Origin of the sequence: Salinilacustrithrix flava (assembly GCF_041228405.1) — a bacterium.
In the GTDB taxonomy this organism is placed as follows: domain Bacteria; phylum Actinomycetota; class Acidimicrobiia; order Acidimicrobiales; family Salinilacustritrichaceae; genus Salinilacustrithrix; species Salinilacustrithrix flava.
The window spans coordinates 2,209,267-2,226,191 of the sequence record NZ_CP133888.1 but is presented as its reverse complement, the minus strand read 5'-3'; the positions used below and the strand labels follow the sequence as shown (position 1 = coordinate 2,226,191).

Sequence of the window (16,925 nt, the reverse complement as noted above, 5' to 3'; positions counted from 1 at the left end):
GGGGCGACAGCATGCGGACCACGGACACCACCACGACGAACGACCAGGACCTCGTCGCAGCAGCCGGGCGCGGCGACCAGCCCGCCTTCGAGGAGCTGCACCGCCGGCACGCGCCGCTCGCCTACCGCCTCGCCCTCGCCGTCACCGGCCGCCCCGAGGACGCGGCCACCGCCGTCGCCGAGGGCACAGGTGCCACCTTCACCGCCGTCCGGGCCGGGCGCTTCCAGGCCAGCGGCCACGGCGTCGCCCTCGCCACCGCCAGCCGCAACGCCGCCCTGGACCTGCGTCGTGGTCAGGACGCCGTCGCCGCCCCCGTGGCCGCCGACGACGCCGACCCGTTCCTCGTCTCCGCGTTCGCCGCGCTGCCCGAGCGCTGGCGCAGCGTCCTGTGGCTCCGCGACGCCGAGGGCCTCGACGCCGAGGCGGTCGCGACCATCGTGGAGCTGACCCCCGAGGCCGTCGACCAGCTCGCCGTCCGGGCCCGCCGCGGCCTGCGGGAGCGCTACCTGAAGGGCCAGGCCGCCGCCTCCACCGATCGCGGGTGCACCCGCGCCATCGCCCGACTCGGCGCCCTCGCGGACGGCACGCTCAACGGATCCGACCAGGCGACCCTCGAGCGGCACCTCGCCGGCTGCGAGGCCTGCACCGCCCGCCGGGTCGGCATCGCCGCGATCCCCACCGCCCTGGCTGCGCTCGCCGCCGACGCCCCCGCCGACCTGGACGCGCGCTCCCGTGCGGCGTTCACCGCAGCGCTCGCCACCACCTCCTCCACCGGGCTGTCCCCCCGCACCGAGAAGATCCTCGCCGGCGCCAGCGCCTTCGCCGCTGCCGTCGGCGTGCTCGGCGCCACCCTGTTCGGTGCCGGTGGCGGCGAGGACCCCGTGGCCTCTCCGCTCGCCCCCCTCGTCGCCGACATCGACGCCCCCCGCCCCATCGACCTGTCGGCGCTGACGCTGCCGATCACCACGCCGGATCCGGTCACGACCACGGCACGCCGTTCGCTCTCGCCCGTCGCCCGCGCTGGCGCGCTCGGCTCCGGTTCGGGCGCCACGACGGGCGGCGGCGAGCTCGCCGCCCCCGCTCCCACCTCGGGGTCGACGGCACCCACGACCCCGGCGGCCGAGACGCCGTCGACCGCACCGCTCGACGACGCACCGATCGACGTCAACGTCGGTGAGGACACGAGCGTCACCGTCGGCCCGGTCACCGCCGACCTCACCCCCGAGCCCGACGAAGATCCGATCACGATCGACGAGCCCGAGGAGCTCTCGCCGGTCGTGGAGCCGATCGAGGAGACGGTCAACACCGTCGTCGAGCCCGTCACCGAAGCCGTCGCGCCCGTGCTCGAAGCGGCTGAGCCCGTGCTGGAGGCGACCGAGCCGGTCACCTCCGGTGTCGGCCAGGCGCTCGGCGGCCTCGGCCGCTGAGCCCGCCGGCCCGGCGGCGCGTCAGCCGGGCCGCACCGTGGTGCCGTCGGCGGTGTCCTCCACGACCCATCCGGCGGCCGTGAGCTCGTCCCGGATCTGATCGGCCGCGGCCCAGTCCTTGGCCGCTCGGGCCTCGTCGCGATCCCGGGCACGGGCCAGGACCTCGTCGGGCACCGACGCCGCCTCCCCCCGCAGCTCGAGGCCGAGCACACCGGCGATCTCGAACGCCGCCGCAGCCGCCTCGAGGTCGTCGTCCTTGTTGGCCCGGTTCACGGCGTCGAAGAGGGTGGCGACGGCGGTCGGCGTCTTGAGGTCGTCGTCCATGGCCGTGCGGAAGCGCTCGATGCTCGCCGGGTCGGCGTCGACGCCGTCCACGCGGCCGGCGAAGCGACGGGCGAACCCGTCGAGGCGGGCGATCGCCGCCTCCGCATCGCGCATCGAATCGTCGCTCACGTCGATGGGCGAGCGGTAGTGGGCGCGCAGGACCAGCAGGCGGAAGGCCCGGGGGTCGTAGGCGTCCATGAGGTCGAGCAGGTTGGAGACGTTGCCCAGTGACTTGGACATCTTCTCGCCGTCGATCTCGACCATCCCGTGGTGGAACCACAGGTTGGCGAAGCGCTTGCCCTCGGCCACGGCCTGGGCGCGCTCGTTCTCGTGGTGCGGGAACTGCAGGTCGTTGCCGCCGGCGTGGATGTCGAAGCCCTCGCCGAGGAGGTCCAGGCTCATCACCACGCACTCGGTGTGCCAGCCGGGCCGGCCGTCGCCGAAGGGTGCGGGCCAGGACGGCTCACCGGGCTTGGCCAGCTTCCAGAGCGCGAAGTCGAGGGGCGAGCGCTTCTCCTCGTTGGCCTCGATGCGGGCGCCGCTGCGCAGCTGGTCGAGCTCGCCGTGGGCGAGCAGACCGTAGCCCTCGACCTGGGACACGTCGAGGTACACGCCGTCGGAGGTGGCGTAGGCGACGTCGCGATCGACCAAGCGCTGGATCAGCGCGACCATCTCGTCGACGTAGCCGGTGGCGTGCGGGGTGTGGTCGGGGCGCAGGATGCCGAGGCGGTCCATGCCCTGGAACCAGACGTCCTCGCAGCGCCGGGTGATGTCCTGCCAGGGTCGCTCCTCGTTCCGGGCGCGCTCGATGATCTTGTCGTCGATGTCGGTGATGTTCGACACGAAGGTGACCTCGAAGCCGGACCACGCCAGGTAGCGGCGCAGCAGGTCGTAGGAGACCTGGTTGCGGCCGTGGCCGAGGTGCGGCGGCCCGTACACCGTCGGCCCGCACGCGTAGATCGAGACCTTCCCCGGCGTGGAGGGCTCGAACGGGACGACGGCCCCGCGTGCGGTGTCGAACAGGTGCAGCACGGGGCCGAGGGTACCGACGCCCCGTCGCCCGACCCAGGGAGAAGCGGCCCGCGCCCGGTTGGGCCAGACTGCACGCACGGCCGATGGGCCGTTCGACCACGATGTTCGGGGGGACCGGTGGACGACGAGGTGCAGCAGGGAGATGACGGTGCGCTGCGAGTCGGCGACGCGGAGCGTGAGGCGACCATCGCCGCGCTGCGCGACGCGGTCGGCGACGGCCGGGTGACGCTGGACGAGTTCGCCGATCGGGCCGGTGCGACCTACGCCGCCACCACGGTCGCCGACCTGCGGGCGGTGGTGGCTGATCTCGGGAGGCCCGACCGGCCTGCTCCCGCTTCGACCGGCCTCGCGGCAGCGCCGGCCGCACCACCCCGATCCCAACGGGTCGTCGCGGTGATGGGTGGCGCCGAGCGCAAGGGGCGCTGGACGGTCGGCGCCGAGCTGTCCGCGGTGGCGGTGATGGGCGGCGTCGAGCTCGACCTGTACGACGCCGCGCTGACCACCGAGGTCACCACCATCCGTGCCTTCGCGCTGATGGGTGCCGTCGAGATCCTGGTGCCGGAAGGGGTCCCGGTGCAGGTGGAGGGCTTCGTGCTGATGGGAGCGCTCGAGAACCGCACCGGACCCCACCGCGACCAGCGGCCCATGCTGCGGGTCGTCGGCCACGGCATGTGGGGTGCGGTCGAGGTGCGCCACCGCAAGGCGCGTGAGAAGGCCGCTCGGCAGGCCGACCGCACCCCCACACCGCGCCTGGAGCAACCCGTCGCGGCCGGCGACACCTTCACGCTCCTGTTCACCGACATCGTCGGGTCGACGGTCCTCGCCGAGCGCCTCGGCGACCAGCGCTGGTCCGAGCTGCTGCGCGAGCACAACACCCTGGTCCGGGACGAGATCAGCCGCCACGGAGGCGACGAGGTCAAGAACCAGGGCGACGGGTTCATGGTGGCGTTCCGTTCGGCCCGGCGCGCCCTGCTCGCCGCCATCGGGATCCAGCGGGCCCTGGAGGACCACCGCCGGTCCCACCCGGAGCACCCGCTCCACGTCCGGATCGGCGTGCACTCCGGCGAGGTCGTCGCCGACGACGGCGACCTCCACGGCCGCAACGTCGTGCTCGCATCCCGCATCAGCGACCTGGCCGGACCCGACGAGGTCCTCGCCTCTGCGCTCACCAAGCAGCTGGCCGACGCCGGCGGGGACCTGTGCTTCGGGGCGGGACGCCACGTCCCCCTCAAGGGCCTGAGCGGGGAGTGGCTCGTGCACCCGCTGGAGTGGTCCGCGAGCTGAGGTTTGTGTTTCGGGAGGATCGAGAGGCCGCCGGTACCCTCGGCGCCCGTGAGCAGCATCCCCGACAAGCCGACCATCGACGGGCTCGAGGCCAAGTGGCAGGCGATCTGGGACGAGCAGGGCACCTACCGCTTCGACCGGTCCAAGACCCGCGACGAGGTGTACTCCATCGACACCCCGCCCCCGACCGTGTCCGGTTCGCTGCACATCGGCCACGTGATGTCCTACACCCACACCGACACGCTGGCCCGGTACCAGCGCATGCGGGGGCGTGAGGTCTTCTACCCCATGGGCTGGGACGACAACGGCCTGAACGTGGAGCGCCGGGTGCAGATGCTCACCGCGACGCTCTGCGACCCGACCCTGCCCTACGACCCCGACTTCACCCCGCCCCAGCCCGACGCCAAGGGCAAGCTCCCGAAGGACCCGGTGCGCATCTCGCGCCCGAACTTCGTCGAGCTGTGCGAGCAGGTCGTCCAGGAGATGGAGGACGAGTACCACCGGCTGTGGGCCACGGTCGGCCTGTCCGTCGACTGGGAGCAGACCTACACCACGATCGGCCCGGTCGCGAGCCGCATCTCCCAGAAGGCGTTCCTCCGCCTGTTCGACGAGGACGTCGCCTACCGCTCGGGTGCGCCGACGCTGTGGGACGTCGACATGCAGACCGCGGTCGCCCAGGCCGAGCTGGAGGACCGCGAGGTCCCCGGCGCCTACCACAAGCTCGCGTTCGGCCTGCCGGGTGGCGGTGGCCCCCACGGCGACGTCGTCTGGATCGACACGACCCGCCCCGAGCTGCTGCCGGCGTGCGTCGCCATGGTCGCCCACCCCGACGATGAGCGGTACCAGCCGCTGTTCGGGCGCACGGCGGTCACGCCGCTCTTCGGCGTCGAGGTCCCGATCCTGGCCCACGAGCTCGCCCAGCCCGACAAGGGCACGGGCATCGCCATGATCTGCACCTTCGGTGACACCACCGACGTGATCTGGTGGCGCGAGCTCGGGCTGCCCATCCGCGCCGTCATCCGCCACGACGGGCGCTTCGAGCGCGACCTGACGTGGTCCGGCTCGCCCGAGCACGAGGACGACGTCTGGGTCTCCACCGATCCGGTCGCCGCCAACGAGGCCTACGCCGAGGTGGCCGGCAAGACGGTCTTCACCGCCCAGAAGAACATCGTCGCGCTGCTGTCGGAGTCAGGTGCGATGGAGGGCGAGCCCCGACCCATCACCCACCCGGTGAAGTTCTGGGAGAACGGCAAGAAGCCCCTCGAGATCGTCACCTCCAACCAGTGGTTCATCCGCTACCCACCGGCCGAGGAGATCATCGACCGGGCCAAGGGCCTCGCCTTCCACCCGGAGTACATGCGGGTGCGCTTCGAGGACTGGGCCAAGGGCCTGCAGGGCGACTGGAACATCACCCGCCAGCGCTTCTTCGGCGTGCCGTTCCCGATCTGGTACCCGATCGACGACGAGGGCCTGGTCGACTACCTCTCCCCCATCGTCGCCACCGAGGACATGCTCCCGGTCGATCCCACCACCATGGTCCCGCCCGGCTACGACGAGGCCCAGCGCAACCAGCCCGGTGGCTTCGCGGCCGACCCCGACGTCATGGACACGTGGAACACGTCGTCGATGTCGCCCCAGATCGCGTCGAAGTGGGAGGAGGACCCCGACCTGTTCGAGCGGGTGTACCCCATGGACCTGCGACCCCAGGCCCACGACATCATCCGCACCTGGCTGTTCTCCACCGTCGTCAAGGCCCACGAGCTGTTCGACGACCTGCCGTTCCGCCACGCCGCCATCTCCGGCTTCGTGGTCGATCCCGACCGCAAGAAGCTGTCGAAGTCCAAGGACAACGCCGAGGTCGGCCCGTTCCAGCTGCTCGAGATGTTCGGCGCCGACGCCGTGCGCTACTGGGCCTGCGGCGGCGGGCCGGGCCGCGACGTCGCCAACGACCAGGGGCAGATGAAGATCGGCCGCCGGCTGGCCATCAAGTTGCTGAACGCCTCCAAGTTCGCCCTGCTGCAGGGTGAGGCATCGCCCGGAGCCACCGTCACCGAGCCGCTCGACCGGGCCATGCTGCTCGGCCTGGCCGACCTGGTCGACGAGGCCACCCGGGTGTTCGACGACTACGACTACGCCCGGGCCCTCGAGCGGACCGAGACCTACTTCTGGACCTTCACCGACGACTACCTCGAGCTGGTCAAGGGCCGGGCCTACGGCCCTGCGGACGGTTCGGACGCCGCGGCCGACTCGGCCAAGGTCGCCCTGCGCCTCGCGCTCGAGACGCTGCTGAAGCTGTTCGCCCCGTTCCTCGCCTACACGACCGAAGAGGTCTGGTCCTGGTGGCGGGACGGCTCGATCCACCGCTCGCCCTGGCCCGTGGCCGACGACCTGCGGGCGGCCGCCGGCGGCGCCGACCCCGACGCCGCCCTGGCCCTCACCGTCGCCGGCGAGGTGCTGTCGCTGCTGCGCAAGGCCAAGTCCGACGCCAAGGTCTCCATGCGCACCGAGATCACCACGGCCACCGTCACCGACACCCCCGAGCGCCTCGCCGCGTTCGAGCGGGTCCGGGCCGACGTCGCCGACGCCGGCAAGGTCCAGCAGCTGCAGACCGCCGAGGGCGCGTCCCTCACCGTCGACACCACCCTCGCCGACACCTGAGCTTCTGGCAGCAGCTGCGGAACGCGTTCCGTGACGGCTGCCAGAACGGGTTGGGTCAGGTCTCGAAGTGCTTGGCCACGTTGACGACGCTGCGCTCGACGTTGGGCTGGTGCTTGGCCGGGAAGCCCATGAGCTTCAGCACCGGCTTGAGCGGTGACGTGGACATGTCGAAGGTCTCGGTGACGGTGCAGCCGCCGGTGGCTACCGGCTCGACCTCCCAGCGCCAGCGGTGCTTGCCCGGGTGGCACCAGGCGATGCGCCGCCCCTCCTCGTACTCCACCACCGTGTTGGTGATCCGGTACGGCAGGCCGTACATCTTCATCGACATGCCGAACGTGTCGCCCTCGGCGGCGAGCACCTCGGCCCCGTGCCGGGTGCCCTTGACGCTGCCGTCGCCGCTGATCTCGGCGTGGTTGGCGGGTCGACGGACGAAGTCGAACACCTCCTCGGCTGTCGCGTCGACGTGGGTGGTGGCGGATGCGGTCGCTTCGTCGGCCATGGCAGACGTTCTAACGCGCCCCGCTACCGTCGCGTCTGCATGAGCCCCGACGCCCACGGCACCGTCGGGCTCGACGGCCCCTACGACGTCGGGCTGTCGATGCCCTGCCTCGGCACCGCCTCCGACCCGACCTGGCGTGGTGACCGCACCCGGGTGGACCTGGCCGGCCGGACCCCCGAGGGGCCGGTGGCCGTCCGCGCCCGGACCGTTGACGAGCGCCTCGAGCTCGACGCCTGGGGCCCGGGTGCCGAGTGGATGGTCGCGCGGCTCGATCGGCTGGCCGCCCGCCACGACGACCCCCGCGAGCTGCACTTCGGCCATCCCGTCCTGGACGAGACCAACCGCCGCCGACCGGGGATGCGCCACGCCCCCACGGGTCTCGTCGTCGACGGGCTGCTGGCCCGGGGGCTCGGGCAGCGGGTGCTGGCCACCGAGGCGGCCCGCTCGTGGAACGCCATGTGCCGCGAGCTCGGCGGCCCTGCCCCCGGACCGCTGGACCTCCTCCTCCCGCCCGACCCGGAGCGGCTCGCCGAGATGCCGACCTGGTGGTTCCACGAGCGGGGCGTCGAGCGGGGCCGCGCCCGGACGGTGGTGGCGGTGTGCCGCGAAGCCCGACGCCTCGCCGAGGTCGTCGACCTCCCCCTCCCCCAGGCCTACGGCCGGATGCGAGCGGTCCCCGGCCTCGGCCCCTGGACGGTGAACGGGGTGGCCCGGGTCGCGCTCGGCGACCCGGACGCCATCGTCGTCGGCGACTACTGGATCAGCCACGCGGTGTGCTCGTTCTTCACCGGACGGGCTCGCGGATCGGACCAGGAGATGCTGGCGCTGGTCGATCGCTGGGTCGGCCAGCGTGGGAGGGTCGAGCGGCTCATCCGCCTGAGCGGGCACCGCGTCCAGCGCTTCGGCCCCGGCGTGCGCACCCCACGCATCGCGCACCTCTGACCGCGCCCTGCACCCGACGGCCCGGATCGACGCCGCACGGCCATCCGGAGTCGGCGTCGCCGCAACGTTCTCGTCACCACGACGTGATCCGATGGGCGATGATCCCACCGGGACCCGCGGCGACCGTCGGGGGACCGAGCGCTCGAGGAGCAGCCATGACACGCACGGCACGAACCCGACTGGGAGGTGCGCTGGCGGCTGTCGCCGCCGCCACCTTCCTCCTCCCCATCCCGGCCTCCGCCGAACACGTCCTCGACGTGCCCGACGATCCGGCCCTGCCCGCCGCGACGTTGCCGTTGCCCGTGGACGTCACCCGCGTCGGCGGTGCCGACCGGATCGCCACCGCGGTCCAGGTGTCGATGCACGCCTTCGACGCCGCCGGGTCGGTCGTGCTCGCCCGCAGCGACGACCCCGCCGACGCGCTCAGCGGCGCGCCGCTGGCCGGCCTGCTCGACGCGCCGGTGCTCCTGACCCCCACGGCCGACGTCCCGGCGAGCGTGCTCGCCGAGATCGAGCGCCTCGGTGCCGGCACCGTGCACCTCCTCGGCGGCACCGCGGCCATCTCCGCCGCCGCCGAGGCCACCCTCACCGGCGCCGGCCTCGACGTCGTGCGCTACGACGGCGCCACGCGCTTCGACACGGCATCCGCCGTCGCCGGCGTGGTCGTCCAGGGCGACACCGGCGGGACCATCTTCGTGGTCGAGGGCTACGACACCGACCCCCGGCGGGCCTGGCCCGACGCGGTGAGCGTCGGCGCCTACGCCACGTTCCTCGGTGCACCGATCATCCCGGTCGCCACCGACGAGGTCCCCGCCGCGATCGAGGGCGCGCTCACCATCCTCGATCCGGACGAGCTCGTGCTCGTCGGTGGTACGGCGGCGATCTCCACGGAGGTGGAGGCCCAGCTGACGGGTGAGGACGGCGAGGACGGCCCGAGCGTGCGTCGCCTCGCCGGCGCCGACCGCTACGCCACCAGCGGCGCCGTCTACGACGAGTCCGTCACCCGGGGCATGGACCCGACCGCCAAGTGGCTCGCCACCGGTGCACGGTTCCCCGACGCCCTGGCCATGGGTCCGGCCGCCGCCGATGCCGCGGCGCCCGCCCTGCTGGTGCCGCCGGATGTGTCCGGCGCGGCCAGCGCCGCCCGCATCCCGGCCAGCTGGGACCTGCTCACCGACGTCGTGGTCGTCGGCGGCACCGCCGCCATCACCCCGGCCGGCCTCGACGCAGTCGAGGCCCTGGTGGCCGACCCGGCGCTGCCCGCTGCCGACCTGTGCCTCACCGTCCTGCACAACAACGACGGTGAGTCCCAGGTGCTCGACGCCGGATCAGGCCTCGAGTCCTTCGGTGGAGCCGACCGGTTCGCCACCCGGTTCCTCACCGAGGTCGCGCGTGGCCAGCTGGACCGCGACGACTGCGCCGACAGCGCCGTGCTGCGGGTGACCTCCGGCGACAACTTCCTCGCCGGTCCCGAGTTCAACGCCAGCCAGGACCACGGCGTCCCGTTCTACGACTCCATCCTCCTGGACTACCTGAACTACGACGCCATCGACCTCGGCAACCACGACTTCGACTTCGGTCCCGAGGTCACCGCCGACCTCATCGAGGGCCTCGAGGACACCGACGACGCCGTGTTCCTGTCAGCCAACCTCGACTTCTCGGCCCAGCCCGACATCCAGGCCCAGGTCGATGCCGGCAAGGTCGCACCGTCGACCACCGTCGAGCTCGGCGGCCACACGATCGGTGTGATCGGCATCACCCCGCCGAACCTGCGCCAGATCAGCTCACCGGGACCGGACATCGTGATCAGCGGCGTCGCCGCCGACGGCACGACCGACGTGCCCGCGGTCGCCGACATCATCAACGACGAGGCCGACGCCCTCATCGCCGACGACGGCGCCGACATCATCGTCGTGATCAGCCACCTCCAGGACCTGCAGAACGACACCGAGCTGGTGCCGCTGCTCGACGACGTCGACATCGTGGTCGCCGGCGGCGGCGACGAGGTGCTGGCCACCCCCGGCGAGCTGCTGGTGCCCGGCGACGAGACGGCGGTGGCCACCAGCTACCCGACCTACGCCCCCGGCTCGGACGTCCCGGTCGTCACCACGTCCGGCAACTACAAGTACGTGGGCCGCCTCGTGACCCGCTTCGATGCTTCGGGTGACCTGCTCGGCGTCGACGAGCGGCTCTCCCGCATGGTGCGGGTCGCCGGCGACAGCATGCCCGACGCCGTGGCCCGGGACGCCTTCATCCTCGAGCACGTGGTCGAGCCGGTGGCCAACTACCTGGAGGACCTGGCCACGACGATCATCGGCACCAGCGCCGTCGCCCTCGACGGCGCCCGGGTCCACATCCGCACCCAGGAGACCAACGTCGGCGACCTGCTGACGGACTCCTTCATCGCCACGGCCCAGGCCGAGGCGGCCAGCTTCGGTCTGGACGAGACCGCCACGATGGTCGCCTTCACCAACGGCGGCGGGATCCGGAACGACTCGATCATCGGCGCCGGGGACATCACCCTCCTCGACACCTTCGACATCGCGCCGTTCTCGAACTTCGTCGTGGTGATCGAAGACGTCACCGTGGCCCAGCTGGACACGTTGCTGGAGCACGGGTACGCCGCGACGGACACAGCAGCCGGGCAGTTCGCCCAGCTCGGCAACCTGCGGGTGGAGGTGGACCGGGACGCCGCGATCGGGAGCCGGGTGTCGAACATCCGCACGGCCGACGGCGCCCCGCTCGCCGACGGCTTCAGCCTGGTGACCATCAACTTCCTGCCCGCGCAGGACGGTGACGGCTACCCGTTCAGCACCCTCGGCCTCGACGAGTTCACCTCGGTGGGCGTCACCTACCAGCAGGCCCTCGCCGACTACATCGAGGTCACGCTGGGCGGGTCGATCACCGCGGCGGGCTACCCCGAGGCCGGCGGCTACCCGGAGATCTCCGACCCGCCGACCGACGCGCTGCGGATCGAGTTCACCGACCTGTAGGCGGGCGCGCGACGGCCCCGGTCACCGCCGAAGCGGTGCCGGGGCCGCAGCACCCTCCCGAGGTTCAGTGCCCGCCCAGGCCCTCGAGGTCGACGTCGCCGACGGCGAAGATGCCCATGGCGCCCTTGCCGGCGTTCGAGAACTTGTGGGTCACGAACGGGTAGGCGCCGTCCTCGTCGAAGGTGAACTCGACGAAGCCACCCTGGGCCGGTTGCAGGTCCAGCGCCTGGGAGCCGCCCTGGCCGCCGTCACCGGGCCGGAGGTTGTAGGCGCCCTCCTTGTAGACGGTGTCGAAGATCGTCCCGACGATGTGCCAGGAGCTGTTCTCCGAGGGGCCGTTGTCGACGATCCAGGCCCGCACCCGCTCGCCGACCTCGATGCCGTCGATGGGAGCGTGGACGTACTGGTTGACGTAGCCGTTGAAGACCACGGCGTCCCACTCGTCGCGCTGCATCTTGCCCAGGTCGCCGGGCTCGCCCTCTTCGCCCGTGTAGTACTCGTGCTGGACGAAGATGTACTCGTGGTCGACCGGGGCCAGGTCCGGCGGGTCGATCACGACGGCGCCGTGCATGCCGTTGCCGATGTGGTGCAGCGTCGGGGCGGTGCCGCAGTGGTACATCCACGCACCGGCGTGCTTGGCCTCGAACTGGTAGACGAGCGACTCGCCGGGCTGGATGGTGCGCATCTCGTCGTTCCAGGCGACCTTGCTGGCGTGGAAGTCGAGGGAGTGGCCCATCTCGCCGTCGTTGGTGATGGTGACGGTGAAGATGTCGCCGACCTTGCCCCGCAGGGTCGGGCCGGGCACCTGGCCGTCGAAGGTCCAGACCTCCTGGGTGACGCCGGGGGCGATCTCCATGACCTCCTCGGTCATCGACCAGTTGATCTCGTGCTCGGTGCCGCCGGGCGCGGGCTCCAGCGTGGGATCGAAGGGCTGCCAGTCGCCCTCGGGGGCGGCGTTGAAGTCGATCTGGGCGCCGCCGAGGGCCGCACCCTCGACGCTGGCGCCGTGGCTGTCGCCGGCAGCCACGTCGGCGTCACCACCGGCCTCGCCCTCGACGGTGATCATCATGTTCATGCCGGCCTCACGGTGCCCGGGCACGGTGCACCAGGCCTCGGTGGAGGCGTCGAACGGGCCGATGGTGATCGTCTCGGACTGGCCGGGATCGAGCATCGCCGTGCCGTCCGTGCCGCCGACCTTGAGGTCGTGGGGCATGGCGCCGTCGTTGGTGACGTTGAGCGTCAGGGTGGCGCCGGCCGGCATGGTCAGGCTCGACGGCTCGACGAACAGGTCGCCGAGGCTGACGTCGACGGCCTCGGTCGCAACCGGGGCACCTCCGCCACCGCCGTCGTCGCCGCCGCGCACGGCGACGCCGGCGGCGAAGAGCATGACGATCATGGCCAGGGCGCTGAACGTCGCCACCAGCACCAGCCATCCGTCACGCTTGGCGGTCTTCTCGTGTCCTTGTTCTTGCAGTTCGATGCTCATCTCGAGCTCCTCGGGAAAGGGGTGTTGGGAACATGCTGGGGCCTGGGAGGGGCGGCAGCGGCGAGGACAAGTACCCCCAGCACGGGGACCAAGGTCCCATTCATCTAGCAACAACTAGAGAATCGAACTTCTGTTCACCCAGCGGACGGACGCCGTAACGTGGCCGTCAGTGGCCATCCCTACCATCGTTCCGATGCACGCCGGACCCGATCAGCTCGCCCGCGGCGTCGTGGTGGCCGACGGCGCAGAACCTCCGGCGTCGTGGGCCGGGGTGCCCGTCGTCATCGTCGACGAGGAGGCGCTGGCCCGGCCCGCTGCCGTCGTCGAGCGCCTCCACGCCGCCTGGGCGGGCCGGGAGCGGGTCGTGGTCGACCTGCGGGTGGACCCGGTCCGGTTCCGCCGTCCGGTCTCCCACACCGACGTCCCGTGGGAGCTGTCCCCCACCTTCGAGCCGTGGCTCGACCGCCTCCACTTCCTCGTCTGGCACAACAGCTACGACGCCCGGGGCGACGAGGTCGTGTGGTGGTGGGGCCGCAAGGCCGCCCGCATCGAGGGCACCGCCGCCGACGAGCTGCCCGACGGGCACGACCCCGTCGAGGGCGACGTCGTGCTGGCCGACGGCACGGTCGTGTGGATCGACGGCGGTCCGCCGGACGACGTCGATCCCGCCACCCTCGCACCCGCCCTGCTCGTCCGGGCCGAGTCCGTCGACGCCGGCCACCTCCGCCCCGTGCCGGCGTGGGTCGCGCCCAGCGCCGAGCTGGCACCCGACCAGCTGGCGGCGGTCGCCCACCGCGGCGGGCCGGCCCGCATCATCGCCCCCGCCGGCTCGGGCAAGACCCGGGTCCTCACCGAGCGGCTGCGGCACCTGCTCGCCGACCGCGGCCACGAGCGCGACCTGCTCCTCGCCGTCGCCTACAACCGCAAGGCCCAGGAGGAGATGGCAGGGCGCACCGCCGGCCTCGGCGCCCGCATCCAGACGCTGAACGCGCTGGGCTACGAGCTCATCGGCCGCCACGCCGGCCGCCGCCCCCAGATGCTGGACGAGCGCGAGGTGCGCCGTCGCCTCGAACCCCACCTCCCCAAGCTCCAGCACCGCCTCAACACCGACCCGATGGCGCCGTACCTCGAGGGGCTCTCGGTCATCCGCCTCGGCCTGCGCGACCCCGACGAGGTGGAGCTCGAGGCCGATGCGCCCGGCCTCGCCGCCGCCGTCGGCCCCTACCGGGAGGGGCTGCGCCGGGACTCGGTGCTCGACTTCGACGAGCAGATCATCCACGCCGTGGAGCTGCTGCTGTCCGACGGCGAGTTCCGCCGGCGGGAGCAGAACCGCCACCGGCACCTGCTGGTCGACGAGTTCCAGGACCTGACCCCGGCCCACGTGCTGCTCCTGCGGCTGCTGGCCGCCCCCACCTACGACGTCTTCGGCGTGGGCGACGACGACCAGGTGATCTACGGCCATGCTGGTGCGAGCCCGCAGTTCCTGCTCCGGTTCGCCGAGCTGTTCCCCGGCGCCCACGAGCACGCGCTCGAGGTCAACTACCGCTGCCCACCTGCGGTGGTCGACGCCGCCCGCCACCTGCTCGGCTACAACGACGAGCGGGTCGCCAAGACGATCACTGCAGCCCGTCCGGCCGGTCCGGGCGAGGCCCTCACCGTCACCCTCCACCCGCCCCAGGACGGAGCGAACCGGGTCGTCGAGGTCGTCCGTGCCGCCGTGGAGGCCGCCGGCGACCCGGGTCAGGTCGCCGTGCTGACGCGCACGAACTCCCTCCTGCTGGCACCCCACGTTGCCCTGCACGGCGCCGGCATCCCCATCGCGTCCGTGCTGCGACGCGACGTGCTCCAGCGGGTCGGGCTGCGGGCCGCCCTCGCCTGGCTGCGGGTGGCGACCGATCCCGGGTCGATCGCCTCGGCCGACCTCACCGAGATCCGCCGCCGGCCCAGCCGCGGCTTCCCCAACTGGATCGACAAGTGGCTCGGTCGCTGCCGCTCGGGCCACGAGGTCGCCAAGGCCGCCGAGCGCATCGACGACGCCCGGGTCGCCGACAAGCTCCTGGACCTCGCGGCCGACATCGACCGCCTCGGCGATCTCGCCCGGGGGGCCACCACCCGGGAGATCCTCCAGGCCATCCGCGACGACATCGGGCTCGGCGGGGCGATGGAGCTGCTCGACGGCCGACCGGGCGCCGAGGGGTCCTCCCACCTCGACGACCTCGACGCGCTCCTGCAGGTGGCCGATCTGCAGCCCGACCCCGACCAGTTCGAGGCCTGGTTGCGGCGGGCCCTCGACGGTCCTCGCGCCGCCGCCGGCGACCCCACCGCCGAGGCCGCGGCCGGCGTCACCCTGTCCACCGTCCACCGGGTGAAGGGCCGGGAGTGGCCCCACGTCGTCGTGTTCGGCGCCGACGCCGGCATCTTCCCCCACCGGCTCGCCGAGGACGTCGAGGAGGAGCGCCGCGTCTTCCACGTCGCCATCACCCGTGGCATCGAGGCGGTCACCGTGCTCGCCGACGACGACCGCCCCAGCCCGTTCCTCGCCGAGCTCGACGGCACCGCCACCAAGCAGGCCCCCCGGCGAACGGCCCGGGCCGGGGCGGGCACGGGCGGACGCCTGGCCGGCACCGGGAAGGCGACGAAGTCGACCAAGGCCGCCGAGCCGGACCTCGAGGGCGAGGACCTGGTCCTCTTCGAGGAGCTGCGTCGCTGGCGCAGCGAGGTGGCCAAGCGACAGGGCGGACCCGCCTTCATCATCTTCGGCGACGCCCCGTTGAAGGACATCGCCAAGGCCCGCCCGGCCGACCTCCGGGCCCTCAGCCGCATCAAGGGCGTCGGCCCCTCCAAGCTCGACAGCTACGGCGACGACGTCCTCGAGATCGTCGCCCGCTTCGCCACCTGACCCCTCTCGAACTGGCAGTGCTGACGTTGCGGTGACACCGGTCTCGTCCGGGTCTGGCCGCGCCCGGCGAGGGGAAGGGACCGCCATGCTCTGGTTCCTGCTCGTGCTCTTCTTCTTCGGGATCATCTTCGGAGCCATCGCCCGCCTGCTCGTCCCCGGCCCCGACCCGATGGGCATCGTCGGCACCTGGGCGCTCGGCGTCGCCGGTTCCTTCGTCGGCGGCTTCCTCGGCTACCTGATCTTCGGCGCGGACCTCGACGACGGTGCCGTCCAGATGGGCGGCATCTTCGGATCGATCATCGGGTCCATCGTCCTCCTCCTCATCGTGCGCAGCGTCCGTGGCGGACGTCGGCGCGCCGCCTGATCCAGCGCACCTACCTCGGCCGCGGGTCGAGGGCGCATCCGACCGGACTGCCCGCCCCCGGTCGGGTGCGCCCTGGGCCCGCGGCGGGCGCGTCCGTCCTCGGCATACTGCAGAGGTGACCCCCTCCGTCGACGGACCCCTCGAGCTGCGTTGCGCGCCGTGGACCCTGGACCAAGGCGTCGACCCGATCGGCTCCGCCGTGGAGCTCGACTGCCTGATCACCGTCGAGGTTCCCCTGCCGTGGCCGCCCGACGTCGCCGATCACCCGTGGATCGCGGCCCTCGACGCGCCCGCTGGCACCCGCATCCAGACGATCGTGCCCGATGTCGCCCGCCCCGACGGCACGGTGCTCGTCACCCGCTGGACCGCGGATGGCGCTCGCTTCACCGGCACGGACTGGCTGATCCCTGCGACCGACGTGCCCGACGCCCTGGCGGCCATCGCCGCCGGCGGTGACCCCGACGTGCCCGGCGAGGACGCTCCCGACGAGATCCTCGTGTGCGGACACGGGGCTCGCGACCGGTGCTGCGGTGGATCCGGGACCCGCCTGGCGGTCGAGGCCCGGGCCGCGCTGCCCGGGGTCCGCATCCGCCGGACCAGCCACCTCGGCGGCCACCGCTTCGCCCCGACCGCCCTCTCGATGCCCGACGGCCGGGTCTGGGCCTTCCTCGACGTCGAGGCGCTCACCGGGATCGTCGACCGGACCCTCCATCCCATCGACGCCCGGGACCACTACCGCGGCCACGTCGGGCTCTCCCCCTGGGCCCAGGTCGTCGAAGCCGTGGGCCTGTCAGAGCTCGGCTGGGCTGCCTTCGACGTCGACCACCTCGAGGCCGACGTGGACGTCGCACCGGACGGCACGTCCGCCACCGTCACGCTCCGCTGGGACGGGGCCACCGGTGCCGGCGAGCGCACGGCACGGGTCGGCATCCGGCGCCGCTACCCGGTCCTGCAGTGCGGACTGCCCCCCGAGGCGGCCAAGAAGGACGCCCCGGAGTACGAGCTGCTGTAGCTCTG

Annotated in this window: 11 protein-coding genes; 8 read left to right on the top strand and 3 right to left on the bottom strand. The window is 72.6% G+C overall.

Going from position 1 to position 16,925, the window contains the following annotated elements:
- The first annotated feature begins 11 nt into the window (after positions 1-11).
- The gene (locus RGQ06_RS10965; protein ID WP_432428950.1) at positions 12-1,427 is read left to right on the top strand and encodes a zf-HC2 domain-containing protein; all 1,416 of its coding nucleotides are present in this window, start codon (positions 12-14) and stop codon (positions 1,425-1,427) included.
- 21 nt (positions 1,428-1,448) lie between these two features.
- On the opposite strand, the gene cysS is transcribed toward RGQ06_RS10965, so the two are convergent.
- Positions 1,449-2,783: a cysteine--tRNA ligase gene (gene cysS / locus RGQ06_RS10960; RefSeq protein WP_432428951.1), complete on the bottom strand. Its 1,335-nt coding sequence runs from the start codon at positions 2,781-2,783 to the stop codon at positions 1,449-1,451.
- Between the two features lie 117 nt (positions 2,784-2,900).
- On the opposite strand from cysS, the gene RGQ06_RS10955 reads away from it, so the two are divergent.
- Together RGQ06_RS10955 and valS are read left to right on the top strand one after the other, a co-directional pair.
- Entirely contained in the window at positions 2,901-4,067 is a 1,167-nt protein-coding gene (locus tag RGQ06_RS10955; protein ID WP_432428952.1) for an adenylate/guanylate cyclase domain-containing protein, read from the top strand.
- A gap of 48 nt (positions 4,068-4,115) precedes the next feature.
- Positions 4,116-6,725 (top strand): valine--tRNA ligase, encoded by a 2,610-nt coding sequence (gene valS, locus RGQ06_RS10950; RefSeq protein WP_432428953.1) that lies wholly within the window; start codon positions 4,116-4,118, stop codon positions 6,723-6,725.
- A gap of 55 nt (positions 6,726-6,780) precedes the next feature.
- On the opposite strand, the gene RGQ06_RS10945 is transcribed toward valS, so the two are convergent.
- Entirely contained in the window at positions 6,781-7,224 is a 444-nt protein-coding gene (locus RGQ06_RS10945; protein ID WP_432428954.1) for an SRPBCC family protein, read from the bottom strand.
- Positions 7,225-7,263: 39 nt separating this feature from the next.
- Here RGQ06_RS10945 and RGQ06_RS10940 point away from each other — a divergent pair, with 39 nt between their 5' ends.
- Positions 7,264-8,166, top strand: a complete 903-nt coding sequence (locus RGQ06_RS10940) for a DNA-3-methyladenine glycosylase family protein (protein WP_432428955.1) — start codon at positions 7,264-7,266, stop codon at positions 8,164-8,166.
- Positions 8,167-8,321: 155 nt separating this feature from the next.
- Positions 8,322-11,159 (top strand): cell wall-binding repeat-containing protein, encoded by a 2,838-nt coding sequence (locus tag RGQ06_RS10935; RefSeq protein ID WP_432428956.1) that lies wholly within the window; start codon positions 8,322-8,324, stop codon positions 11,157-11,159.
- Positions 11,160-11,223: 64 nt separating this feature from the next.
- On the opposite strand, the gene RGQ06_RS10930 is transcribed toward RGQ06_RS10935, so the two are convergent.
- Positions 11,224-12,645 carry a multicopper oxidase domain-containing protein gene (locus RGQ06_RS10930; protein WP_432428957.1) on the bottom strand — a complete coding sequence of 474 codons (1,422 nt, stop codon included), beginning with the start codon at positions 12,643-12,645 and terminating at the stop codon, positions 11,224-11,226.
- Between the two features lie 193 nt (positions 12,646-12,838).
- On the opposite strand from RGQ06_RS10930, the gene RGQ06_RS10925 reads away from it, so the two are divergent.
- From RGQ06_RS10925 to RGQ06_RS10915, 3 genes are all read left to right on the top strand, one after another.
- Positions 12,839-15,544, top strand: a complete 2,706-nt coding sequence (locus RGQ06_RS10925; RefSeq protein WP_432428958.1) for an ATP-dependent helicase — start codon at positions 12,839-12,841, stop codon at positions 15,542-15,544.
- A gap of 85 nt (positions 15,545-15,629) precedes the next feature.
- On the top strand, positions 15,630-15,908 hold the full coding sequence (locus RGQ06_RS10920) for a GlsB/YeaQ/YmgE family stress response membrane protein (RefSeq protein WP_432428959.1): 279 nt from the start codon (positions 15,630-15,632) through the stop codon (positions 15,906-15,908).
- 115 nt (positions 15,909-16,023) lie between these two features.
- On the top strand, positions 16,024-16,920 hold the full coding sequence (locus tag RGQ06_RS10915; protein ID WP_432428960.1) for a sucrase ferredoxin: 897 nt from the start codon (positions 16,024-16,026) through the stop codon (positions 16,918-16,920).
- The last annotated feature ends 5 nt before the right edge of the window (positions 16,921-16,925 follow it).

Bases quoted from the DNA above. Each gene is read 5' to 3' on its own strand.
- RGQ06_RS10965 (WP_432428950.1), top strand. From the start codon at position 12: ATGCGGACCACGGACACCACCACGACGAACGACCAGGACCTCGTCGCA.
- RGQ06_RS10945 (WP_432428954.1), bottom strand. From the start codon at position 7,224: ATGGCCGACGAAGCGACCGCATCCGCCACCACCCACGTCGACGCGACA.
- RGQ06_RS10940 (WP_432428955.1), top strand. From the start codon at position 7,264: ATGAGCCCCGACGCCCACGGCACCGTCGGGCTCGACGGCCCCTACGAC.
- RGQ06_RS10935 (WP_432428956.1), top strand. From the start codon at position 8,322: ATGACACGCACGGCACGAACCCGACTGGGAGGTGCGCTGGCGGCTGTC.
- RGQ06_RS10930 (WP_432428957.1), bottom strand. From the start codon at position 12,645: ATGAGCATCGAACTGCAAGAACAAGGACACGAGAAGACCGCCAAGCGT.
- RGQ06_RS10925 (WP_432428958.1), top strand. From the start codon at position 12,839: ATGCACGCCGGACCCGATCAGCTCGCCCGCGGCGTCGTGGTGGCCGAC.
- RGQ06_RS10920 (WP_432428959.1), top strand. From the start codon at position 15,630: ATGCTCTGGTTCCTGCTCGTGCTCTTCTTCTTCGGGATCATCTTCGGA.